The 23,424-nt window shown below is 68.8% G+C and carries 18 protein-coding genes and 1 pseudogene; 9 read left to right on the top strand and 10 right to left on the bottom strand.

The genetic code is table 11. The features are described from left to right. Window positions 1-81: 81 nt before the first annotated feature. Window positions 82-609, bottom strand: coding sequence for a YajG family lipoprotein (locus ASD69_RS15340; protein WP_056180103.1), 528 nt, complete (start codon window positions 607-609; stop codon window positions 82-84). A 407-nt stretch (window positions 610-1,016) separates the two neighbouring features. Between ASD69_RS15340 and ASD69_RS15335 the strand changes: the two genes are divergently transcribed. The 5 genes from ASD69_RS15335 to ASD69_RS15315 all read left to right on the top strand — a co-directional run bounded on the left by ASD69_RS15335 (window position 1,017) and on the right by ASD69_RS15315 (window position 9,656). Beyond that, window positions 1,017-1,703 carry an ion channel gene (locus ASD69_RS15335; RefSeq protein WP_056180100.1) on the top strand — a complete coding sequence of 229 codons (687 nt, stop codon included), beginning with the start codon at window positions 1,017-1,019 and terminating at the stop codon, window positions 1,701-1,703. A 311-nt stretch (window positions 1,704-2,014) separates the two neighbouring features. Beyond that, complete coding sequence (locus ASD69_RS15330; RefSeq protein WP_082576543.1) at window positions 2,015-4,354, top strand: winged helix-turn-helix domain-containing protein; 2,340 nt, start codon at window positions 2,015-2,017, stop codon at window positions 4,352-4,354. Window positions 4,355-4,497: 143 nt separating this feature from the next. Then, complete coding sequence (locus tag ASD69_RS15325; protein WP_056180094.1) at window positions 4,498-5,409, top strand: helix-turn-helix domain-containing protein; 912 nt, start codon at window positions 4,498-4,500, stop codon at window positions 5,407-5,409. 286 nt (window positions 5,410-5,695) lie between these two features. Further along, window positions 5,696-8,527, top strand: coding sequence for a TonB-dependent receptor (locus ASD69_RS15320; protein WP_056180092.1), 2,832 nt, complete (start codon window positions 5,696-5,698; stop codon window positions 8,525-8,527). Between the two features lie 139 nt (window positions 8,528-8,666). Then, a complete protein-coding gene (locus ASD69_RS15315; protein WP_056180088.1) occupies window positions 8,667-9,656 on the top strand; it encodes an aspartyl/asparaginyl beta-hydroxylase domain-containing protein in 990 nt (329 codons plus the stop codon). A gap of 162 nt (window positions 9,657-9,818) precedes the next feature. Here ASD69_RS15315 and ppa read toward each other — a convergent pair whose 3' ends face one another. After that, complete coding sequence (gene ppa / locus ASD69_RS15310; RefSeq protein ID WP_056180085.1) at window positions 9,819-10,373, bottom strand: inorganic diphosphatase; 555 nt, start codon at window positions 10,371-10,373, stop codon at window positions 9,819-9,821. Window positions 10,374-10,620: 247 nt separating this feature from the next. On the opposite strand from ppa, the gene ASD69_RS15305 reads away from it, so the two are divergent. Further along, entirely contained in the window at window positions 10,621-12,138 is a 1,518-nt protein-coding gene (locus ASD69_RS15305; protein WP_200944014.1) for an adenosine deaminase, read from the top strand. Between the two features lie 61 nt (window positions 12,139-12,199). On the opposite strand, the gene ASD69_RS22785 is transcribed toward ASD69_RS15305, so the two are convergent. Together ASD69_RS22785 and ASD69_RS15300 are read right to left on the bottom strand one after the other, a co-directional pair. Next, entirely contained in the window at window positions 12,200-12,547 is a 348-nt protein-coding gene (locus tag ASD69_RS22785; RefSeq protein WP_235567253.1) for an OmpA family protein, read from the bottom strand. Window positions 12,548-12,622: 75 nt separating this feature from the next. Continuing rightward, a pseudogene (locus ASD69_RS15300) lies at window positions 12,623-14,647 on the bottom strand (sodium-translocating pyrophosphatase); the annotation flags it as partial. A gap of 187 nt (window positions 14,648-14,834) precedes the next feature. Here ASD69_RS15300 and ASD69_RS15295 point away from each other — a divergent pair. Then, window positions 14,835-15,353, top strand: coding sequence for a hypothetical protein (locus ASD69_RS15295; protein WP_200944013.1), 519 nt, complete (start codon window positions 14,835-14,837; stop codon window positions 15,351-15,353). A 72-nt stretch (window positions 15,354-15,425) separates the two neighbouring features. Here the strand turns inward: ASD69_RS15295 and ASD69_RS15290 are convergent, their stop codons facing one another. The 6 genes from ASD69_RS15290 to ASD69_RS15265 all read right to left on the bottom strand — a co-directional run bounded on the left by ASD69_RS15290 (window position 15,426) and on the right by ASD69_RS15265 (window position 20,732). Beyond that, window positions 15,426-15,911, bottom strand: a complete 486-nt coding sequence (locus ASD69_RS15290; protein WP_056180076.1) for a DUF2846 domain-containing protein — start codon at window positions 15,909-15,911, stop codon at window positions 15,426-15,428. A 7-nt stretch (window positions 15,912-15,918) separates the two neighbouring features. Beyond that, on the bottom strand, window positions 15,919-16,623 hold the full coding sequence (locus tag ASD69_RS15285; protein WP_056180073.1) for a hypothetical protein: 705 nt from the start codon (window positions 16,621-16,623) through the stop codon (window positions 15,919-15,921). A 361-nt stretch (window positions 16,624-16,984) separates the two neighbouring features. Then, window positions 16,985-17,791, bottom strand: a complete 807-nt coding sequence (locus ASD69_RS15280) for a hypothetical protein (RefSeq protein ID WP_157489454.1) — start codon at window positions 17,789-17,791, stop codon at window positions 16,985-16,987. A gap of 161 nt (window positions 17,792-17,952) precedes the next feature. Continuing rightward, complete coding sequence (locus ASD69_RS15275; protein WP_056180066.1) at window positions 17,953-18,393, bottom strand: VOC family protein; 441 nt, start codon at window positions 18,391-18,393, stop codon at window positions 17,953-17,955. Between the two features lie 253 nt (window positions 18,394-18,646). After that, window positions 18,647-19,465: a helix-turn-helix transcriptional regulator gene (locus ASD69_RS15270; RefSeq protein WP_056180063.1), complete on the bottom strand. Its 819-nt coding sequence runs from the start codon at window positions 19,463-19,465 to the stop codon at window positions 18,647-18,649. Window positions 19,466-19,475: 10 nt separating this feature from the next. Next, window positions 19,476-20,732 carry a 6-phosphofructokinase gene (locus tag ASD69_RS15265; RefSeq protein WP_056180060.1) on the bottom strand — a complete coding sequence of 419 codons (1,257 nt, stop codon included), beginning with the start codon at window positions 20,730-20,732 and terminating at the stop codon, window positions 19,476-19,478. A 167-nt stretch (window positions 20,733-20,899) separates the two neighbouring features. Between ASD69_RS15265 and ASD69_RS15260 the strand changes: the two genes are divergently transcribed. Further along, complete coding sequence (locus ASD69_RS15260) at window positions 20,900-21,478, top strand: adenylate kinase (protein ID WP_056180057.1); 579 nt, start codon at window positions 20,900-20,902, stop codon at window positions 21,476-21,478. A 260-nt stretch (window positions 21,479-21,738) separates the two neighbouring features. After that, a complete protein-coding gene (mpl, locus tag ASD69_RS15255; protein WP_056180054.1) occupies window positions 21,739-23,130 on the top strand; it encodes a UDP-N-acetylmuramate:L-alanyl-gamma-D-glutamyl-meso-diaminopimelate ligase in 1,392 nt (463 codons plus the stop codon). Window positions 23,131-23,424 lie beyond the last annotated feature (294 nt).

Here is a 23,424-nt window from a genome sequence, read left to right as displayed (position 1 = left end):
GCCCCGGGTGGCCCGGGGCGCGACGCGGTCGAGTGGAGGCGGCGATGTCCGCCTCCACCCGTCACCTGGGGCGAGCCGGCCTTATTCGGCCAGGCAGCGCATCAGCTTTTCGTCTTTCAGCAGGCTGTTGATCGCCTGCGAGACGACGTCGTTGACGAACAGGTTGTTGGACTTTGCGCCCTGCACTATCTGTACGTTCTTGCGGTACTCGCCGCGGTACATCTGCTCGTAGGGACGCGCATTGCCCTTGATGCAGATGCCCTTGAGCAGGAACTCGATGTTGAGCTTACCTGCCCAGAACCCGGAGTTGAGCACGTAGTCGAGGTTGCGGATTTCCACGCGCAGTTGGTTCTCGAGCGGGCCATTGGTGGCGAAGCCCTGCTTCTGCAGGCCCTGCACGATGGACGCTTCGAGGATCTTGGGCAGATCGCCGTCCACGGTCAGCTGTTCGCCGATACCGGACACGCCGCGTGTTCCCAGCGTCGAGCGCGGACGCTCGTCTGCGACATTGACCATGGTCAGCTTGCCGGAGCCGATCGTGCTTTGCGGCGCGTCGACCTTGGGTTCGATGCGGACGGCTTGTTTCTGAAAGGCGCAGCCAGACAGCACGACTGCCGCGATCGCTACGATCGCAGTCCTGAATAACGACATTTCGGTGTTCCCCCTGGTTTCATACGACCGCCCGCGTCGGGCGGCGGTAGATTCTCGGGGACGCTGATGGCCCGTACAAGCGCGGTGCGACGAACCGATTCGGCGCGTGCACGCGGGCGCAGCGCCGGTGGTTGCGGACTGCGTTGAGCGCAGGCATTGCCGCCCGTCGCGGTGCGGTGCAGTTGCTGGAGAGGGGGCGTCGCAGCGGTCCGTGTCTTGGATTTCGAAAGAATTCGATATCCCGGCCTTTCGAGTCGACTCTGGCGGCGCTACCCGAGGGCGGCCTCAGACCGACGCTTCGGCACCGCCGCGACCCGATCCCCGCCCCCTGTGCGCCGCCCGCCAAGTCCTGCACACTCCGCCGCATGAGCGACCGCAACTACGCCTCCTTGAAATGGCGCGCCATCGCGCGCCGGCATCCGTCGGCGTTTCTGCTGGCCGCGCAGCTGCTGAGCATGCTGGCCTATCCGCTGTTCGAGCCCTCCGGCGGCGGGCGGGTCGTGTTCGGCGCGTTCGGCGTGCTGGTGCTGACCCTGGCGGTGTGGGTGGTGGACCGCAGCCCGGCGGTCAAGTGGATCGCGTGGCTGCTGGCGGTGCCGGCGTTCGCGCTGTCGATCCTGTCGGTGCTGATAAGCAGCGACCTGCTGCTGGTGGCCTCGTCGGCGCTGGAGGCGCTGTTGTACTTCTACGCCGCCGGCAGCCTGATCGCCTACATGATGAGCGACCACCGGGTCACCGCCGACGAGCTGTTCGCGGCGGGCGCGACCTTCACCTTGCTGGCCTGGGGATTCGCCTACGCCTTCCTGGTCTGCCAGGCCTGGTACCCCGGCAGTTTCGTCGGCGCCGAGCGCCCGGGCGAGCCGCGGACCTGGATCGAACTGTTGTTCCTGAGTTTCACCAATCTTTCCGCGGTCGGTCTGGGCGACGTGATTCCGCTGGGCTCGGGCGCGCGCGTGCTGGTGATGCTGGAGCAGTTCGCGGGCGTGGGCTACATCGCCGCGGTGGTGTCGCGTCTGATCGGCTTGACCATCCTGCGCCAGGAGCGTCGTTGAACCCGACGCCGATCGGGCGCGGCCGGGCCCGTCGTTAAGCACGCATGCAGCGAAGGCGCGGAAAAAAAATCGCGCCCCGGCCCCGTGAAGGCCGCGACGCGAAAGTGGAACGATACGTTCTGTAGGACGTCGGCGAGAGAGGGCCTGTGTGCCACCCGCGATGAATGCGGAGGTACCCGGCGACGTTAGAATGGCGGCCTCAGGCGCGTTAGCCCGTTCGCGCCCCAGCGTTGTGCCGGGTATGGCCGTTGGCCTTACACGTCTTCAGGCACATGACGCCGTAGCGGACCGCCGCGACCATTGCAGGATTCATGTCACGACCCCCCGAGCCATCGCCGCCGCCGCTGCCGTCCGAGCGACTGCGCGTGGGCGACTGCCTGGTCGACGTGCCGCTGCGCGAGATTCTCGCGCCCGGCGCGCGGCGGGCGCGCCGGATCACGCCCAAGGCCATGGGCGTGCTGCTGAGCCTGGTCGAGCACCAGGGTCGGGTCGTGAGCCGCGATGCCTTGCTGACCGAGGTCTGGCCCGACACGCTGCCGACCAACGACGTCATCACCCAGGCCATCACCCAACTGCGCAAGGCCTTCGACGACGAGCGCGGCAATCCGCGCTACATCGAAACCATCGCCAAGAACGGCTATCGCCTGCTCACGCCGGTGGTCTGGCTGGACGCCGCATCGGACGCGCCCGCGCGCGCCGAACGCGCGCGTCAGGATGCGGCGCTGGTCGATCCTTCGCGCACCACCGCCGAACATCCGGCGTTTCCCGAGCCGCGGCGCGACGAGACGGTGGCCGCCATCCCGGTCGTCGCCGCGCCCAGCGCGCGCGGCGCCTGGACTTCGATCGTCGGCGCGATCGTCGCGGTGTCGGTGCTGGTCGGCGCGATCCTGCTGTGGTCGATGTTGCGCACGCCGGCGCCGCAGGAGGTGCGCGCCAATAGCGCGATGCCCGTGCCCAGCGAGCGCCCCTATCGCCTGATCACCTCGATGCCGGGTTTCGAACTGGCGCCCACGCTGTCGCCGGACGCCTCGATGGTGGCCTACGTCGCCATCCCCGAGCGCGCGCGCGCGACCGCGATCATGGTCCAGACCACCGACCAGACCCAGCCGCGCGTGCTCAGCCATCCCGGCGGCAACGCCGAGGACAGCGCGCCGGCCTGGTCGCCGGACGGGCGTTGGATCGCGTTCGTGCGCCTGGACCCGGGCGTCGCCTGCCGGATCATGATGATCGCGGCCAACGGCGGCGCCGAGCGCGAGGTCGGCACCTGCGACCACCGCAGCCCGCCCAGCTTCGACTGGACGCCCGACAGCCACGGCCTGGTGTTCGGCAGCATGCCCACCGCGCTGGGCGTGGCCGGCATGCGCCAGCTCGATCTGGCCAGCGGCGAATGGACCGCGCTCAACTACCGCCGCGGTCGCGACGATCTCGACACCGCACCGCGCTACTCGCCGGACGGACGCTGGATCGCGTTCGTGCGCAATGCGCCGCTCGGCGATTTCTGGCGCGTGCCGGCCGAGGGCGGGGAAGCCGAACGCCTGACCGAGCTGCGCGCCGACGTGCGCGGCTGGGACTGGTTGCCCGACGGCAGCGGTCTGTTGTTCGGCCGCGCCTCCGACGGCGACGTGCGCATGTACCGGCTTGACTTCGACAGCGGCCGGATCACCGACACCGGCATCGCCGACGCCCAGAGCCCGGTGTCCGCGCGCAGCCGCGAGGCCGCGGTGTTCGTGCAGCGCAAACCCTATTTCGGTCTGTACCGGGTGATGGTGCCGGAGCATTCCGGCGGCCTGGTGCACGTGGTCGAACCGCTGTTCGCGTCTTCGGCGCGCGACGTGCTGCCTTCGATCGCGCCGGACTCGCGCCAGATGGTGTTCGTGTCGGATCGCTCCGGCAGCAACGGCCTATGGTGGGCCGATCTGGAGCGGCCGGAATCGCTGCGCATGATCGCCGGCGTGCAGCCGGCCACCCGTTACGTCTCCAACTGGTCGGCCGACGCGCGCAGCGTGCTGGTCAGCGGCCGCGACCGCGACGGCCGGGCGGTGGTGCACGAGGTGGTCCCGTCCAGCGGCCGGGTTTCGCAGCTGGACCTGCCGCTGACCGAACCGGTGCAGGCCCTGTACTTGCCCGACCCGGACCGGATCCTGGTCCTGGCCGGGGCCGGCGACGGCCATCTGCGCCTGCACCTGTTCGACCGCCGCCACAACCCGATGAAGGCCCTGGCCACGATCGACGACGTGTCCCAGGTCCAGCTGGACCCGGTCGGCCAGCGCGTGCTGTTCACCCGGCCCACCCGCAGCGGCCTGTGGCAGGCCGACCTGGCCCTGACCGCGGGCAGCGTGCGCGAGCTGAACGCGGAAATGCCGATCTCCGACCGCTACCGTCTGTGGGCGGTCGCCGGCGACGGCCAGATCCGCTACCTCGAACAGCTGCAAAGTTGCGCCGCACGCCTGCGTCGCATCGGCCTGGGAGACGCCGCCACGTCACCGCCGCTGTGCCTGGACCAAAGCCGCCGCGCCGCCATCAACGGTTTCTCGGTCAGCCCGCGCGGCGACGCCGTTTATGTGGCCCTGGTCGAGTGGGATGGCGCTGATATCGGTTACATGGACCTGTTGCCCGCGCCGAAGACCGAAGTGCCGGGTTGGTTCAAGTAATTGATCCAAAAGCGAAACATGCTTTCGGAAGTTCTTCGGTTTTGCTCTCGTTGCGATTTCGCATAACTGTCCGACAACTTTCCTGAAGCCGCACTCCGGCTCCGGCAAAACCTTTGGCCATTCTCGGCACATGAGGTGGACCAATGGAGCAATCGCAATGGGCGGATCGCGGGCAGCTGCTGCAGCTCGACAGCCCGGACAACGCAGCGCTGGGTAGCTGCGTCGGCGTCTCCCGCCTCGGCAGCGCACAGCTGTCGGGCGCCAACTTCTCGATCTGGGTGCAGCTGCGAGGCGCGTCCTGGGTCGAAGCCAAGGAAGGCAAGTTCCGTCTGCGCCGCGGCGACTGGATCGCCTTCGAGCGCGACTCCAAGCCGGTGCTGCAGGCCGACCGCTACGGCCTGTGCGTGGGCCTGAACCTGAGCGCGGACGCGCTCAAGGCGATGGCGCGCTTCACCGACTGCGGCCTCTATGCCGGCCGCGGTCGCATGACCCGGCGCGACGCCCGCGTCGCCCTGCGCCTGTGGCGCCAGGCCAGCGTGCACGCCGCCGACACCGAGGCCCCGGCCGAGGTCACCGCGCTGCGTCCGATCCTGCTGCACCTGGCCGGCATCCAGCGCGAGCTGGCCGCGCGCATCCCGCGTTGCCCGGGCCGCTCGCGCAGCCGCAAGCGTCAGGTGTTCGGCCGTCTGCAGCGCGCACGCCTGTATCTCGAAGGCAATTGCGATCGCGTGGTGCGCATCAGCGAACTCGCCGAACTGACCAGCTTCTCCAGCTGGTACTTCTCCAAGACCTTCCACAGTCTTTATGAAGAGAGCCCGCAGGCCGCATCCGCGCGCATGCGTCTGGAGCACGCCGCCGACTTGCTCAAGAGCACGACGATGATGATCGGCGAGGTCGCCGCGGCCAGCGGCTTCGACAACTGCTGCAGTTTCGCGCGCGCGTTCCGCGCACGCTTCGGCGTATCGGCCACGCGTTATCGCAGCGCGGCGGCGAGCGGAGCGAATGCGCGGACCGATTCGGCAAAGTCCACGGGCGTCGTGCGTAAAGCCGCGTGAGTTCGGCGCCAACGATGCGGAATCGCGCACATATATAGATGTGCGCGTCGCGACGCATCGGCGTGCAGTGAGAACGACGAGCGAAGCCGCTGACATCAGCGGCTTCGCTTTTTTGTTTGCGCGTGTTACGCGCGTTCGCGTTGCTTGTGCGACGACGCAGCGCGTGTGAGCTCGCGGACCGACTTGGCAAAGTCTCTCAGCGCCGCGCGCAAAGCAGCGATGGCCAGCGGAACGTAATTTTGCTGGGCGTTTTAACACGCCCATAACGATTACTGGAGAGAGATAGATGAACCATCGCAATTTGCGTCCCGCGGTGCGGCTCGGCTTGCTGCCGGCCGGTATCGCGATCGCACTGGTGCCGGCGTTTGCCAGCGCCCAAGAAGCCGATGCAGCTCCCGCCCAAGACGCTACGACGCTCGATCGCATCGAGGTCACCGGCTCGCGCATCAAGCGCGCCGACATCGAAACTTCGCAGCCGATCTTCACCCTGACCCGCGCCGAGATCGACAAGCAGGGCGTGACCTCGGTCGCCGACGTGCTGCAGCGCATCTCCAGCAACGGCGCCGCGCTGAACTCGACCTTCAACAACGGCGGCGACGGTTCCTCGGGCATCAGCCTGCGTAACCTCGGCAGCAGCCGCACCCTGGTGCTGGTCAACGGCCGCCGCTGGACCACCCAGCTCGACGGTTCGGTCGACCTCAACACCATCCCGGCCTCGATCATCGAGCGCGTGGAAGTGCTGAAGGACGGCGCGTCGACCATCTACGGTTCCGACGCCATCGCCGGCGTGGTCAACATCATCACCCGTCGCAACTTCGAAGGCGCCGAAGCCGGCGCGTACTTCGGCCAGTACAACGCTCAGGACGGCGACCGTCAGGCGTACGACTTCTCGCTGGGCGTGAGCAACGACCGCTCCTCGCTGCTGCTGGGCGCTTCCTACGTGAAGGAAGAGGCTGTGATGGCCGGCGCGCGCAAGATCTCCGCGGGCGGCGCTCCGTTCTACTCCGGCCAGAGCGGCACCGGCTTCCCCGGCTCGTTCGTCGACAACAAGGGCACCGCCGCCACCGCGGACGACGTGCGTTACGTGCTCGACGCGCAGGGCAACAAGGTCGTTTACGACTCGGCCGTGCACGGCTACAACACCGCGCCGGACAACTACCTGCTGACCCCGCAGGAGCGCACCTCGCTGTTCGCGCAGGGCACGTTCGACATCACCGACAACCTGACCTTCCGCACCGAGACGCTGTACAACCAGCGCATCTCCGAGCAGCTGCTCGCGGCCATGCCGGTCACCGGCCTGACCCTGAGCAAGGACAGCCTGTATGCGCCGGCCGAGTACAAGGGCGTGCGCGACCTGGTCGGCGTCAACCGCCGCTTCCAGGAAACCGGCGGCCGTTCGTACAACCAGGACGTCAAGAACTTCCACTTCTACGGCGGTCTGGAAGGCTACTTCAGCGTCGGCGAGCGTCAGTTCGATTGGGACGCCGGCTACCGCTACGACAAGTCCGACGAGAACACCCTGACCTACGGTCTGTTCAACCTGGCCGCGCTGCGCAACGCCTACGGTCCGTCGGAAATGCGCGACGGCAAGGCCGTGTGCGTGTCCGCTCCGGGCGGCGCCATCATCGCCGGCTGCGTGCCGATCAATCCGCTCGGCGGCCTGGGTTCGATCACGCCGGAAGGCCTGGCGTACACCGGCTTCACCGCGCACGATTCGGCCAAGGTCGAGTCCAAGAGCTACACCCTCAACGTCAGCGGCGACATCGTCGACCTGCCGGCCGGCCCGCTGGGCTTCGCCGCGGGCTATGAGCACCGCACCGAGAGCGGCCAGTTCGATCCGGACGCGTTCATCGCCGCCGGCCTGAGCACGGGCAACGCGCGTTCGCCCACCGCCGGTTCGTACTCGCTGGACGAGTTCTACCTCGAAGTCGCCGTGCCGGTGCTGTCCGACCTGCCGTTCGCCAAGCTGCTCGACTTCTCGGTCGCCACGCGTTACTCGGACTTCAGCAACTTCGGCAACACGCTGAACAGCAAGTTCGGTTTCCGTTGGAAGCCGATCGACGACCTGCTGATCCGCGGCAACTGGTCGGAGGGCTTCCGCGCCCCGAGCATCAGCAACCTCTACGGCGGCAACACCGATTCGTTCGAGAGCTACATCGATCCGTGCTCCAGCCACTCGCCGCTGCGTAGCAACCCGCAGGTCGCGGCTCGCTGCGCCGCCGAAGGCGTGCCGGCGAACTACGTCCAGCCGGGCAACGGTTCGTCGCGTCAGACGCTGGAAGCCTTCACCTGGACCTCCAACGACAAGCTGTCGCCGGAAACCTCGACCAGCAAGACCCTGGGCTTCGTCTACAGCCCGAGCTGGCTGCAGGGCTTCGACATCGCTCTTGACTGGTACAAGGTCAAGATCGAGAACGCGATCACCCGTCCGGAAGCGCAGTTCATCCTCGACAAGTGCTACGCCGGTACCCCGGGCGAGCAGGCGGCTTACTGCGGCCTGTACCAGCGCGGCGGCACCTCCGCCGGTAACCCGAACATCATCGACAACCTCGAGATGCCGCTGCTCAACCTCGCGCAGTACGAGGTCGAGGGTTACGACATGACCTTGAACTACCGCCTGCCGGAAACGGTCTACGGCAAGTTCTCGATCACCTGGGACACCAGCTACACCTCCAAGTGGATCGCCACGGCCACCAAGGACTCCGTCGCCGAAGAGCGTCAGGGCCTGTACCTGCCGAACGATCCGTACTGGCGCATCAAGTCCAATCTGTACCTGGATTGGACCAAGGGCGACTTCGGTGCGACCTGGGGCATGCGCTACAAGTCGGGCATCGACGAGGTTTGCCCGTTCACCGGCGCGAGCGCGCAGGCTTACTGCTCGGATCCGAACCGCGTGACCGCCGATGGCGCTTCGCCGCGCAATCACCTGGGCGCGACCACGTACCACGACATGCAGTTCCGCTACAACACGCCGTGGAACGCCACCGTCTCGGTCGGCGCGAACAACGTGTTCGACAAGGATCCGCCGCTGTCGCTGACCGCGAAGTACAACATGTTCGATCCGCAGTACGACCTGCCGGGCCGTTACTACTACCTGCAGTACCGTCAGCGCTTCTGATCGACGGTTGCCGTAGTAGGCAGCACGCAGTACCGGGAGGCGGGCCATGGGCCCGCCTCCTTTTTTTGGGGCGCCGCCGCCGTGGCGACGGCTCGACGGTCCTGTGTACGATAGGCCGGTCGCAAGCTCGGATCGCACGATGAAATTGCAGGTGCCGTTCATCCAGTTGCCGCTGACCATCGATGCGGCGCGGCTGGCCGCCGAGATCGCCGCCTTGGGCGAGGGCCCCTGGCGCCCGCACCCGCAGGGTTTCGCCGGCAATTCCATGCTGCCGCTGGTCGCCGTGGACGGCGATCCGGCCAACGAAGCCTTCTCCGGGCAGATGCGTCCGACCCCGGAACTGTTGCGCTGCCCGTACCTGACCCAGGTGTTCGCCAGCCTGGGCGCCACCGTCGGCCGCAGCCGCCTGATGCGCTTGTCCGGCCACGCCGAGGTCACCCGCCACGCCGACCAGGGCTATTACTGGGCCGAGCGCGTGCGCGTGCACGTGCCGGTGGTGACCCAGCCGACCGTGCGCTTCGAGTGCGGCGACGCCGCGATCAACATGGCGGCGGGCGAGTGCTGGATCTTCGATACCTGGCGCCAGCACCGCGTGATCAACGATGCGGTGGAGTCGCGCATCCATCTGGTCGTCGATACGGTCGGCGGCGGCGAGTTCTGGGAACTGGTCGCGCGCGGCCGCCCGCACAATGTCGCGCCCGTCGGCTGGCCGCAGCAGGCGGTGGCGCCGCGCGAGAACGAGGTCGCGCGTTTTCCCTGCGAGATCGTCAACGTGCCGGCGGTGATGAGCCCCTGGGAGCTCAACGCTCACTTCGGGCTGCTGTTCGCCGACGCCGAGCCGCATCCGCAACTGCAGCAGGTACGCCAGGCCTCGATGCGTTTCGCGCGCGTGTGGCAGGGCTTGTGGTTCGAGTACGGCGAGCGCCCGGAAGGCCGCGCGAGTTACCGCGACGCCCTGCAGCGCTTCATCGACGAGGTCAAAGGCCCCAGCCAGACCATCCGCCTCAAGAACGAGCTGCGCTGGTTCAACGCGATGATGACCATCGTCGCCAAGTTCGCGGTGGGTGGCCAGGCGCCTGCGACGGGCAATAACGCCGAGCAGCAGCGCGCGGTGGGCGATAACGCCTAGCCGCTGTCAGGCGGCTCCCAGACGCGTAACTGCGAGCCCTGCGGCGGCGCTCAGCCGCCTTTCGGCCGCCGCTAGCGGAAGCGGGAACGGCAAGGCGGTTACGCTGCGAAAACACGAAGGCCGCCCAGAGGCGGCCTTCGTCGTAGCGGAATCGCGACGGCCTCAGAACTTCGGCTTGTCGCTCTCTTCGGTGGCGTTGTAGCGCTCGATCGCTTCCAGCAGGATCTGCTTGGCTTCGGCGGCGTTGCCCCAGCCGTCCAGCTTGACCCACTTGCCCTTCTCCAGATCCTTGTAGTGCTCGAAGAAGTGGCCGATGCGGTCCAGCCAATGCTGGCTGACCTGTTCGATGTCGGAGATGTGGCTGTAGCCGGCGAAGACCTTGTCGATCGGCACCGCCAGCAGCTTCTCGTCGCCGCCGGCTTCATCGGTCATGCGCAGCACGCCGACCGGGCGGCAGCGGATCACCGAGCCGGGGATCAACGGCAGCGGCAGCACCACCAGCACGTCGGCCGGATCGCCGTCGCCGCACAGGGTGTGTGGCACATAGCCGTAGTTGCAGGGGTAACGCATCGGGGTCGACAGGATGCGGTCGACGAAGATCGCACCGGAGGCCTTGTCGACCTCGTACTTGACCGGCTCGGCGTCCTTGGGGATTTCGATGATGACGTTGATCTCTTCCGGCGGGTTCTTGCCGGTGGGGACGAGGTCCAGGCCCATGATGCGTAGCTCCGACTGCTGGTGGCCCGCCGGGGGACGGGCCGATGAAAGAGCGGGCATTCTACGCGGCCGGCTGCTGCGATGCAGCATCGACCGGCCGAGCCGCCGCTTCGGCCCGGCGCGCGCCCGCGCCGGAGCCCGGCATGGTCAAGGATGCGCCGTCCCGGCATGCTGAGCCGCACGCAAGCCAGGGGTGTGGGCGGGCCGATCGGGTCCCGCCGCGACCGAGACCGACCAGGGAGCGACGATGCGATACAGGACAGGACTCGGCTTGGCGGCGATGCTATGCCTCGCCGCGGCCGCGACCGCCGAGGCCAAAACCGCCGGCGAGCCGGCGAGCGCCGACGAAGCGCGCACGGCCGCGCGTTTCGAGCGCATCGCCGACAGCCCGCCGCAACTGCGCATGTTCCTGCAGGCCATGCCCAAGGGCGGCGACCTGCACAACCACGCCAGCGGCTCGGTCTACGCCGAGGACTACCTGCGCTGGGCGGCGGAGCGGGGCTACTGCGTCGCCGCCGACAGCCATCGCATCGTGCGTCCGCCCTGCGAGGCGCCGGGGTCGGTCGCGGCGCGCGATCTGGCCAGTCGGGACTACGCCGCCTACAGCCGCGCGATCGACGCGTTGTCGATGCGCAATGCGGCGCTGCCCGATTTCGACCGCTTCTTCGCCAGCTTCGACGGTTTCCGCGCGGTCTCGGCCGACGACGCCGGACGGGTGGTCGCGGCCGCGCGCGAACTGGCCGCCGACGATCAGGTGGCCTATCTGGAACTGATGTCGATGCCGCGCAGCGCGCAGGGCCTGCTGGACGCGGCCAAGGCCAGCGGCCAGGACGGCGGCGATCCGGACGCGCTGCTGGCCGTGCTGGCGCCGCTGCTGCCGGCCGCGATCGCCGAGGCGCGCGCGGAGCTGGATCGCGACGAGGCCGCGTTCGCCGCCTCGCATGCCTGCGCGAGCGCCGCCGCCAAGCCCGCCTGCGCGGTCGAGGTGCGCTATCAGATTCCAGTGCCGCGCCATCGGCCGCCGGCGCAGGCCTTCGCCGCGATGGTGTTCGGTTTCGCCTTGGTGCAGGCCGATCCGCGCTGGGTCGGCGTCAACATCGTCGGCCCCGAGCATCACCCGGTGGCGCAGCGCGATTACTCGCTGCACATGCGCCTGTTCGCTTACCTGAAACAGCGTCACCCCACGGTGCCTTTGTCCCTGCATGCCGGCGAACAGACCCTGGGCCTGGTCGCGCCGCGCGAGCTGCGCTACCACGTGCGCGAGGCGGTGACGGTGGCCGGCGCGCGCCGCATCGGCCACGGCGTGGACATCGCCTACGAGACCGACGCGCGCGCAGTGCTGGAGCGCATGGCGCGCGAACGGATCGCGGTCGAGATCAACCTCAGCAGCAACGCGGCCATCCTCGGCGTGCAGGGCGCCCGGCATCCGCTGCGCGCCTACCTGGACGCGGGCGTGCCGGTGGTCCTGGCCACCGACGATCAGGGCGTGCTGCGCAGCGACATGACCCACGAATACCAGCGCGCGGTGCAGGAGCAAGGCCTGCGCTATGCGCAGCTCAAGCAGCTCGCGCGCGACAGTCTGGAATACGCCTTCCTGGCCGGCGACAGCCTGTGGCAGGGGCGCGCCGGTGGCGCGCGCGTGGACGCCTGCGCGCGCGACATCGCCGCGCCGGCGTGCGCGGCCTTGTTGCAAGCCAGCGCCAAGGCACGCCTGCAATGGCGCCTGGAGCAGGAGTTCGCGCGCTTCGAACGCGGCCAGCGCTGAGCGCGCCGGAAAAGAAAACGGCGGCCGTGGCCGCCGTTTCCTGAACCCCGAAGCCTGGCGTTTACTCGAGGCGGACCTCGACCCGGCGCGCTTCCTTGGCGGTGCCGTCGCCTTCCATCTGGACCGGCTTGTCCATGCTCACGCGATCGGCGGACAGGCCCTGCTGGATCAGCCAGTCCCTGACCACCGACGCGCGCTGCTTGGCCAGATCGGCATTGCGCGCGGGATCGCCGCTGCTGTCGTGAAAGCCCGACACGCGCGCCTTCAGCGCCGGATCGCGCTGCATGCGGTGGTAGGCCTTGGACAGCACGGTTTCGAACTCGGCCGGCAGAGCGGCCGAACCGCTTTCGAAGTACAGCGTGGCCAGCGAGTCCGGCGTGACGTCGGCGGTAGCCGGCGCGGCCCCCATCGCCGGCGCCGACAGCTCCGCCACCGGCGCGCCGTGCGCGGCCGCGGCCGCGTCGGCAGGACCGGCGCCGCTGGGCAGCAGCGGCACCAGCAACAGCGCGACGATGTTGATGATCTTGATCAGCGGATTGATCGCCGGGCCGGCGGTGTCTTTGTACGGGTCGCCGACGGTGTCGCCGGTGACCGCGGCCTTGTGCGCCTCGGAACCCTTGCCGCCGTGGTGGCCGTCCTCGATGTACTTCTTGGCGTTGTCCCAGGCGCCGCCGCCGGTGGTCATCGAGATCGCCACGAACAGGCCGGTCACGATGGTGCCGATCAGCAGGCCGCCCAGCGCCTTCGGCCCCAGCAGCAGGCCGATCACCACCGGTACCGCGACCGGCAGCAGCGAGGGCACGATCATTTCCTTGATCGCCGACTTGGTCAGCATGTCCACGGCGCGCGAGTAATCGGGCTTGCCGGTGCCTTCCATGATGCCGGGGATGTCGCGGAACTGACGGCGCACTTCCTCCACCACCGCGCCGGCGGCGCGGCCCACGGCTTCCATCGCCATGGCGCCGAACAGATACGGGATCAGGCCGCCGATCAGCAGGCCGATGATCACGTAGTGGTCGGACAGGTCGAAGGAGAACACCGTGCCCGGATGCGCGGCCTGCAGGTTGTGGGTGTAGTCGGCGAACAGCACCAGTGCGGCCAGCGCGGCCGAACCGATCGCATAGCCCTTGGTCACCGCCTTGGTGGTGTTGCCGACCGCGTCGAGCGGGTCGGTCACCGCGCGCACCTCCGGCGGCAGCTCGGCCATCTCGGCGATGCCGCCGGCGTTGTCGGTGATCGGGCCGTAGGCGTCCAGGGCGACGATCATGCCGGCCATCGACAGCATCGAAGTGGCGGCGATGGCGATGCCGTACAGGCCGCCCAGCGCGTGCGCGCCCCAGATCGCCAGACACACCGAGATCACCGGCAGCGCGGTCGACTTCATCGACACGCCCAGGCCGGCGATGATGTTGGTGCCATGCCCGGTGGTCGAGGCCGCCGCGACGTGCTGCACCGGCTTGAACTGAGTGCCGGTGTAGTACTCGGTGATCCACACGATCACGCCGGTCAGCACCAGGCCGATCAACGCGCACCAGTACAGGTTCATCGCGCCGTAGGACGAGTCGGCCATCAGCTGGGTGGTGATCGGGTAGAACGCGATCGCCGCCAGCACCGCCGACACGATCACGCCCTTGTACAGCGCGCCCATGATCGAGCCGCCTGCCTTCACCTTGACGAAGAACGCGCCGATGATCGAAGCGATGATCGACACGCCGCCCAGCACCAGCGGATACAGCACCGCGTTGTGGCCGGCCTGGGCGATCATCAGCCCGCCCAGCAGCATGGTCGCGATCACCGTGACCGCATAGGTTTCGAACAGATCGGCGGCCATGCCGGCGCAGTCGCCGACGTTGTCGCCGACGTTGTCGGCGATCACCGCCGGGTTGCGCGGGTCGTCCTCGGGGATGCCGGCTTCGACCTTGCCCACCAGGTCGGCGCCGACGTCGGCGCCCTTGGTGAAGATGCCGCCACCCAGTCGCGCGAAGATCGAGATCAGCGAGGAGCCGAAGGCCAGGCCGACCAGCGCGTGCAGCGCCGCTTCGCCGGTGATGCCCATCTTGGCCAGCACCAGCCAGTAACCGGCCACGCCCAGCAGGCCCAGGCCGACCACCAGCATGCCGGTGATCGCGCCGCCGCGGAAGGCGACGTCCATGGCCGGGCCGATGCCCTTGCGCGCGGCTTCGGCGGTGCGCACGTTGGCGCGTACCGACACGTTCATGCCGATGTAGCCGGCCGCGCCGGACAGCACCGCGCCGATCAGGAAGCCGATCGCGGTGGGCCAGTTCAGGAAGAAGCCGATGACCACGAACAGCACGACGCCGGCGACGCCGATGGTGCTGTACTGGCGATTGAGGTAGGCGCGCGCGCCTTCCTGGATCGCGCCGGCGATCTCCTGCATGCGTGCGTTGCCGGCGGGTTGAGCGCTGATCCAGCGCGCGGAAATGATCCCGTACAGGATCGCGATGACGGCGCAAGCCAGCGCCAAGGTCAAACCGTACTGCTCCAGCATGAACCCCTCCCCAGAGTGGACATCAGGAATTTCTGATCACCTAAAGTTTTAGGTCGCAGGCCGAAGTCCCGGCGCGGCAACGCTGGGACTATCGCACAGGGCTTGGGCCTGTGAAACCTCGTGAAACCAGGGTTCAGCCCCGGCGTGCCAGCCTGCGACCCCAGTCACGTATCGATGGAGCCTGTTCATGCGCATCGCCGCCGTCCTGCTCGCCGCGCTGTCGCTGCCGGCCCTGGCCGCCGCCGCCGGTACCGACCCCGCCCCGGAAATCCAGCGCCCGGTCGGGCAGCCGCAGGCGCTGGGCGCCGTCCACACCCTGCGTCAGATCCCCGAGGCCTGCGCCCGCCTGGAAGGCCAGTTCACCGGGCAGGCCGCGCAGCCCTACAAGTTCGCCGTGGTCCGCACCAGCCCCAGTTGCCAGCCGCGCGCGCGCTTCGTCGACGCCGCCAAGGCCCAGCCCTCGCTGGCCGCGGGTTGGACATTCAACGATCTGATCCGCGTGCCCAACGCGGCCTGCCCCTCGCAGCAGGCGGTGGTGCGGGTGTGGCGCAAGCCGGCCAACGTCGCCCCGCCCAAGCTGGACGGTCAGGGCCAGGCGCGTCTGTACCTGGCTGACGAAAAGGCCAAGGCCGCGGCCAAGCAGCTTGCGGCGGTGCCGATGTTCGCCGCCGTCATGGCGGTCGAAGGCAAATCCTGCGGCGGTTAGGGCGCGCCGCGCGCCGATCACTTGCACGCAAACGGGCGCCGTGTCCGCGGCGCCCGTTGCGATCGATAAGGCTTACTTGGCGAGCTTGAGCTTGTCGGCCAGCGCGTTGAACGCCGCGGCGTCGGTCGGCGCCAGGTTCGGACGACCGGCCACGATGCCCATGCCCAGCGTGCCCTGCACGTAGTAGGTTTCGCCGGCTTCGATTTCCATGGTCAGCACGTCCTTGGTCTCGCCATGCACGCGGTACTCGTGCGTGCCCGGCTCGGCCACATGGACGAAGTACTTGCCGCTGCGCAGCTTGCCCAGCTCGGTCTCGCCCTCGCGCACCTTGAAGCCGACCGCGCCGCCGACGAACTTGGACGGGCGGAAGAACACGATCTGGCCCTTGCCCTGCGGCGGCACGCCGATCTTGCCGGCCGGCTGCGCGTCGGCGGCGGTGTCTTCGGCCTCTTCGGCGCTGGCTTCGGTCGCGGCGGGCGGGGCGGTGTCCTGGGCCAGCACGGCGCCGGAGAACATCAGGCCGAGCGCGAGAGCGGAAACACGGAACTTCAGGTTCATCTAAGAACTACTCCTGGGGTGGTTGAACGGCGTCGGCCGCGGTGGTCGGCGACGGAGAAACGGGTAAGGCAGGCGCGGTCGCGGCTGTGGTGTCGGCGACGGGCAGCTCCAGTTCCTGGGCGAGCTTGGCGCGCAAGGCGGTGTCGGCGGGGATCTCGATTTCGCGGCCGCGCACGAACATCGCGAACGGGCCGATTAGGAGGGACGCGCCCATCGCGCCGTTGATCTGGTCGCGTCCGCTTTGCCCCACCGACAAGCCGCGCAAGGGGATCTGGCGGCCGTTGAATTCCAGATAGCGGCCGGCGATCAGCAACTCGCCCGGATGGCCGCCGCCGCGCGAACGCGCGCCGTGCACCACCTCGCCGACGGCGGGCGTGCCGGCCGGTATCGGTTCGGCGCCGTCGACCGTCAACGGCTGGCTCAGACGCAGCGCGAAGCGGTCGCCGCGCTTGTGACGCGCGGAGGACAGGCTTTCGCCTAGCTGCAGTTCGACCGCGCTGCCCGCCGCGAGCCGGCAGCAAGGCGCGGGTGCGGAGACGTTGGCGTTGGCGTTTGCGGCCGTCGCGGGATCGTCGGCGGCGGCTGGCGCAGCGATGGGTTGTGTCGTCGGCGCAGGCGTTACGGCGGGGAGCGGCGCGGCGGCAACGGCGTCCTGCGCCTGCGTAACCGGAACGACCAGCAAAGCCGCCAGCGCGGCTGCGAACTTGAACATGAGCGACGCCCCCCCTGAGCGTGGCCGCACCTTAGCCAAGGCTCGGATTCCAGGCAAGCGCAGCGCGCGTGCGCGGGCAGGGGGCGCCGCGATCGCGATAGAGCGCCTACGACCGCAGGCCGGGCCGGCGCTAACGCCACGCACGAGGCGCCGAGTCAATGGCCGCAAGGGCTCGGCGTCGACGGGGGGCGGATGAGTCGCTGCTTACGTGACGCCAAAACGGCGCCTGGGATGGTGGCGCGGCTTCAAGGCCGCGCGCCAGAACGGTAGCGCCTAGCGCCGAAGCGGTAGGGCCCGCGCTGGCTGGGGTAAGCGGCGCACAGACGGCGCCGAAGCGCCGCCCGCGCGTTGTCGCCAGGGCTTACTGGATGCCGCGGCAGTTCTTCAGCCAGACCAGGTAGCTGGACTCGTCGTAGTGGTCGTAGGTGGCGTTGAGATACATCTTGTCGCCGTTGCGCATCGCCAGCGCGTAGGCGTTCTGGTCGGGCATCATGCGGCAGGCGATGCGCAGCTCGCCGCGCCGCGACTTGCTGGGGACGAAGCCCGGAACCAGCGAGGGGTTCATGTCGAAGTACAGCTCGAACGCGCCCTTCTTGCCGGCCACGCCCTTGTTGACGCCCTTGATGTTGTAGACCTTGCCCGCGAAGCGCACGTCGATCGCGGCGGAGTTCTCCACGCCCTGGCGTTCGATATCGGTGGCCAGCGCGGTCGCCTGGATCTCGATCGGCTTGACCGCGGCGCGCGCGACCGGCGCCTTGCCCGGCTTGAGCTGGGTCAGCATCTTGCACATCTCGCTGCGGATGCCGTCGGCGTTGCCGAACGCGCCGCGGCGCGTCTTCATCAGCATCGACACGGTGCCGTCGGGCTTGGCGGTGACATACACCTGCAGGCCCTTGTGGGCCAGGTTCGCCGGTTCCTCCAGCAACAGCGAGCCGCTGTCGGGGCTTTCGTCCAGCACGTCCATGCCGTCGGCGATGGCGAGGTTGCGCATCTGGCCGATCGCGCTGGGCACGCTCAGGCCCGCGACCTTGTAGGAGGTCGAATACTCGGCGCCGGAGAGCGCATTGCCCTTCTTGCTGAAATTGTCGTCGCACTGGCCGGCCAACGCCGGCAGGGCGGGCAGCAACAGCAGCATCGGGAGCAATAGTGTGATCGGCTTGGCTTTCATGAGCTGTTCCTTGAAGTGATCGGTCTTCCGTGCGCCTTGCCGACGGCCGGCGACGCCCACGGCCGCAGATTGCCGGATTACCCCTGTCGATTCAACGACAATCCGGCACGAATTCCGCTATCGCGTTCGCATTCCTGCGTTCGAACGTGCGTTGCGCGCGCTCAAGCGCAGGGATCGGCGGGGTAGCGGCGCTGCATTTCCTCGGGCGTGAGCGCTTCGATGCTGTGACCGATGTTCCAGCGATGGCCGAACGGATCGATCACAGTGCCCGAGCGCTCGCCGTAGAAATGGTCGCGCGGCGCCATCGCCAGCCGCGCGCCGGCGGCGACCGCGCGCGCGACCGTCGCGTCGGCGTCGTCCACGTGCAGATGCAGGGTGTGGCTGTGGCCGTGCTCGGGCACCGGGCGACGGATATCGATCTCCGGATACTCCTCGCAGAGCATCAGGGTGCTGCCGCCCAGGTCCAGTTCGACATGGCCGATGCGGCCGCCGGGCTCGACCAGGCGGAACTTCTCGCTGGCCTCGAAGGCATAGGCATAGAACTCGATCGCGGCCTGGGCATCGGCGACGCAGAGGTAGGGGAACAGTTCGTGTACGGCCATGGCGGCGCTCCTGGTTGGGTGTGCGCGTCAGCCTGCGGCCCGGGCGCGCCGCACGATTGGACGAAATTTACCTGTTTGCTGCGGCGGCGGCGCGTGCGGCGACGCCTGCTCCCTGTGGGAGCGGCGTGAGCCGCGATGAGTCTGCGGTTACGACGAAACTCTGGACTATGCGCGCGCCGTCGCGACTGCGCGATCGCGGCTTACGCCGCTCCCGCAAAACGCCCACAGATCGCATCGGCGTGCGCGCCCGCGCTCAAGCCAGGGGCAGATGGTTGGGCGACGCGGGCGCGCGCGCCGCATACTCGCGCGGGCTCACGCCGGCGAACTCGCGGAACTCGCGGATCAGATGGGATTGGTCGAAGTAGCCCGCGTCCAGCGCCAGTTGCGCCCAGGCCGGGCGCGGCGTCGCCGCCAAGGCGGCGAGCAGACGCTGGAAGCGCAGCACGCGCGCATAGCGCTTGGGCGCCAGGCCGGCGGCATCGCGGAAGCCGGCGATGAAATGGCGCGGGCTGCGGCCGCAGGCATCGGCCAGCGCCGCCACGTCGGTCGCGGCCGGCGTGCGCTGCACACTGGCCAGCGCCTGTGCGATCTGCGGATCCAGCCCGCGCCCGCTGCGCGCGCGGCGCAGGCGCGCGCCCAGAAAGTCCAGCAGCAACGCGCGGCGGCGGCCGCGGTCGGCGTCGCCGGCCAGGCGTTCGTACAGCAGCTCGGCCTCGTGCCCGCACAACTGGGCCAGATCGACATGGCCGTCGGCGAGTTCGGCCGCCGACACCCCGAACAGCGCCAGCGCCGCGCCCGGCCGCAGCACCGCACCCACCGAGGCGGCGGGGTGGGCGGTGTCCTTGATGCAGTAGCCGGCGCGCACGCCGCCGACGGTGGCGGCGCTGTAGCCGCGACCCTGGCGATCGTCGGCGCTGGCGTAGATCCGCAGCGGCGGGCCGTCCAGGCGGATCGACAGATGCATCGCGCCGCTGGGCAGCGAGTGCTCGCGCGCATACGCGGGCGGCGCGGGCGGACGCGCGCAGGCCCATACCTGCGCGACCCAGGGCCGCAACGCCGCCGCCTCCTGCATGCCCGCGTCCTCAGCCCTCGAACGCCGGCAGCTTGCGCTTCACCGCCACGTTCTTCAGCGTCACGTACTTGGGCAGGCCGTCGCGGCCGTAGGGCGGCGGCGCCTCGCCGCGGATCAGCGGCTCCAGGTATTTGCGCGCGCTGGCGGTGATGCCGTGGCCGTCCTTGCGGATGAAGCCGGCCGGCATCTTCTTCTCGTGGTTGGCGACCTTGTCCAGCGGCGCGGGCGCGATCTTCCAGCGGTAGGGCGCGTCGGAGCTGCGCACGATCGCGGGCATCACCGCGTTCATGCCCTTGAGCGCGTACTCGACCGCGGCCTTGCCCACCGCGCGGGCCTGCTCGACGTCGGTCTTGGAGGCCAGGTGACGGGCCGAGCGCTGCAGATAGTCGGGCAGGGTCCAGTGGACCTTGTAGCCCAGTACGTCCTTGACCCGGCCGGCCAGGTGCGAGGCCACGCCGCCGAGTTGGGTATGGCCGAAGGAGTCCTTGCCGCCGCCGGCATCGGCGACGAAACGGCCGTCGGCGGTCTGGATGCCCTCGCTGGCGACCACCACGCAATAACCCACGCGCTCGACCACGGCTTTGACGCGCCGGAAGAAGTCGGCCTCGTCGAACGGCCGCTCCGGGAACAGGATCAGGTGCGGGGCGTCGTCCGGGCCCTGGCCGGCCAGGCCGGCGGCCGCGGCCAGCCAGCCGGCGTGCCGGCCCATGGCTTCGTAGACGAAGACCTTGGTCGAGGTCTCGGCCATCGCGGCCACGTCCAGCGCCGCCTCGCGCACCGACACCGCGGTGTACTTGGCGGCCGAGCCGAAGCCCGGGCAGCAGTCGGTCACGGCCAGGTCGTTGTCGACCGTCTTGGGCACGCCGATGCAGGTCAGCGGATAGCCGAATTCGGCCGCCAGGCGCGAGACCTTGAGGGCGGTGTCGGCCGAGTCGTTGCCGCCGTTGTAGAGGAACCAGCGCACGTCGTGGGCCTTGAGCACGGCCAGCAGGCGCTCGTAGCGGGCGCGGTCGGCGTCCAGGGATTTCAGCTTGACCCGGCAGGAGCCGAAGGCCCCGCCCGGGGTATGCGCCAGGGCCCGGATCGCCGCCGCCGATTCCTTGGAAGTGTCGATCAGGTCCTCGCGCAGGGCGCCGAGGATGCCGTTGCGGGCGGCCAGCACCTTGACCTTGCGCGCGCGGGCGGTCTCGATGACAGCCGAGGCGGTGGCATTGATGACGGCGGTCACGCCGCCGGATTGCGCGTACAGCAGGGTTCCAGAGGCCATGGGGGTTCCAGGATTGACGCCGGGATGCGGTAAGCTGACCGCAATATTGACGCCCGGCGGTGGGGTGGCGACGGCTGAGTGTAGCGCCGCGCCCCGGGCACGCGACCCAGGCCGCTCCCGAGAGAGCGCCGGCCGCGCGAGGCATTCTTGTTCTAGGAGCGATGTAGATGCGATTGGTACTTCTGGGCGCGCCCGGTTCCGGCAAGGGCACGCAGGCTGCGCGGCTCAAGGACCACCTGCAGGTGCCGCACATTTCCACCGGCGATTTGCTGCGCGCCGAAGTCGCGGCCGGCAGCAAGCTCGGCCTCGAGGCCAAGGCGGTGATGGATGCCGGCAATCTGGTCAGCGACGAGATCCTGCTGGGCATGCTCGAGGACCGTTTCTCGCGTCCGGACACCCACGGCGGCTTCATCCTCGACGGCTACCCGCGCAACCTGGCCCAGGCCGACGCGCTGGACGTGCTGTTGAAGAAGATCGGCCAGCCCATGGACTACGCCGTGCAGCTGGAAGTGCCGATCGAGCTGCTGGTCGAGCGCATCGCCGGCCGCGCCGCCGAGCAGGGCCGCAAGGACGACAGTCCCGAAGCCGTGCGCACCCGTTTGAAGGTCTACGACGACGTGACCGCGCCGGTGATCGAGTACTACCGCCAGCACGGCCGCCTCACCGCGATCGACGGCGTGGGCTCGTTGGACGAGGTGTTCACGCGGATCGTCGAGGCGTTGTCGCCGGCGCCGGTGGTTGGGTGAGTTTTCCGCTTCGTTTTTGCTTCCGCCTTTCGCTTTAGCCCCCTCTCCCGCTCGCGGGAGAGGGCTGGGGTGAGGGCACACGAATCCCAAAACCACGGCGCCAGTCTCGAAATCGCGACATCGGCTGCTAGCCAGCCTGCGTCGAACGCCAACTGTCGCGCGCCCTCACCCCTTGCCCTCTCCCGCAAGCGGGAGAGGGGGAGTAGGCCCTATGCGGGAGTCGCTGCGTTGAGCTTTCGCTGTTAATCCAGGAACGTCGGATCTTGAAGCTACATATTCTGGGCATTGCCGGTACCTTCATGGGCGGCGTCGCCGCGCTCGCGCGCGAACTCGGTCATGAGGTCGAAGGCAGCGACCAGGCGGTGTATCCGCCGATGTCGACGCAGTTGGAGCAGCTCGGCATCGCCCTGCGCCAGGGCTATCGGCCCGAACATATTTCCGCCGATTGCGACGAGGTCGTGGTCGGCAACGCGCTGTCGCGCGGCAACGACGCGGTCGAGCAGGTGCTCGACGACGGCCGCCGCTACACCTCCGGCGCGCAGTGGCTGTCCGAACGCGTGCTGCCGGGCCGCGACACCCTCGCGGTCGCCGGCACCCATGGCAAGACCACCACCACCACCATCCTGACCTGGCTGCTCGAAGCCGCCGGCCGTGCACCCGGCTTCCTGATCGGCGGCGTCGCCGAGGATTTCGGCGTGTCGGCGCGCGTCGGTGGCGGTCGCGAGTTCGTGGTCGAAGCCGACGAGTACGACACCGCCTTCTTCGACAAGCGCAGCAAGTTCGTCCACTACCGTCCGCTGGTGGCGATCCTCAACAACCTTGAGTACGACCACGCCGACATTTTCCCGGACGTGGCCGCGATCCAGCGCCAGTTCCACCACCTGGTGCGCACCGTGCCGCGCCGCGGCCGCCTGATCGTCAACGGCGAGGACGCGCGCCTGGCCGAAGTGCTGGCGATGGGCTGCTGGACGCCGGTGGAGACCTTCGGTCTGGACGCCGACGCGGCCCAGGGCGGCGCCGGCTACACCTGGAGCGCGCGCCTGCTAGCCCAGGACGGCAGCGCCTTCGTCGTGGTCCACAACGGTAACGAGATCGGCGAGGTGCAGTGGCCTTTGCTGGGCCGTCACAACGTGATGAACGCCTTGGCCGCGCTGGCCGCCGCCCACGCGGTCGGCGTCGATGTGGCGAGCGTGCTGCCCGCGCTGGCCGCCTTCCGCAGCGTCAAGCGTCGCCTGGAAGTGATCGGCGAGGCCAACGGCATCACCGTCTACGACGACTTCGCCCATCACCCGACCGCCATCGCGACCACCCTGGCCGGCCTGCGCGCGCGCGTCGGCGCGGCCCGCATCGTGGTGGCGATGGAGCCGCGCAGCAACTCCATGCGCCTGGGCGCGCATGCGCAGGCGCTGGCACCGTCCCTGGACGGCGCCGATGCGGTGGTGTTCCTGCACCGCCCGGAACTGGCCTGGGACGCCGGCCAGGTCGTCGCCGGCCTGCGCGGCGAAGGCGTGACAGCGGCCGATGCCGACAGCCTGATCGCGGCCCTGCGCGCTCGCGTGCGCGCCGGCGACCACGTCGTCTTCATGTCCAACGGCGGCTTCGACGGCGCGCCGCGCCGTTTTCTCGCCGCCTTGCGCGACGGCGCCGCCTAAGCGCGTTCCGCGTGCCGGTGGCCGCAGTGTGCGGCCGCCGGAATGACAATTCAAACGTGCCAATTTGCGTGCCATCCAGCACCGCTCCGTGCACGTCTGAGCGTTATATGTGCCATTAGTGCACACTTTAAATACCTATAAATCACCTTGTTAGTGCCTCGTTGCACGACAGAGGCGCGCTAGGCTCGTGCTCGAGGTCCTGTCTCAGATAGCAACTGATAATTGTTATTTGTGCATATGAAAAGTGCCACTCCCGGCTGCGAGTTACGCAACAATGAGTTGCGTCACTCCCGC

This window comes from Lysobacter sp. Root604 (assembly GCF_001427505.1).
Lineage (GTDB): Bacteria > Pseudomonadota > Gammaproteobacteria > Xanthomonadales > Xanthomonadaceae > Lysobacter.
This window is presented reverse-complemented; position numbering and strand designations above follow the sequence as displayed.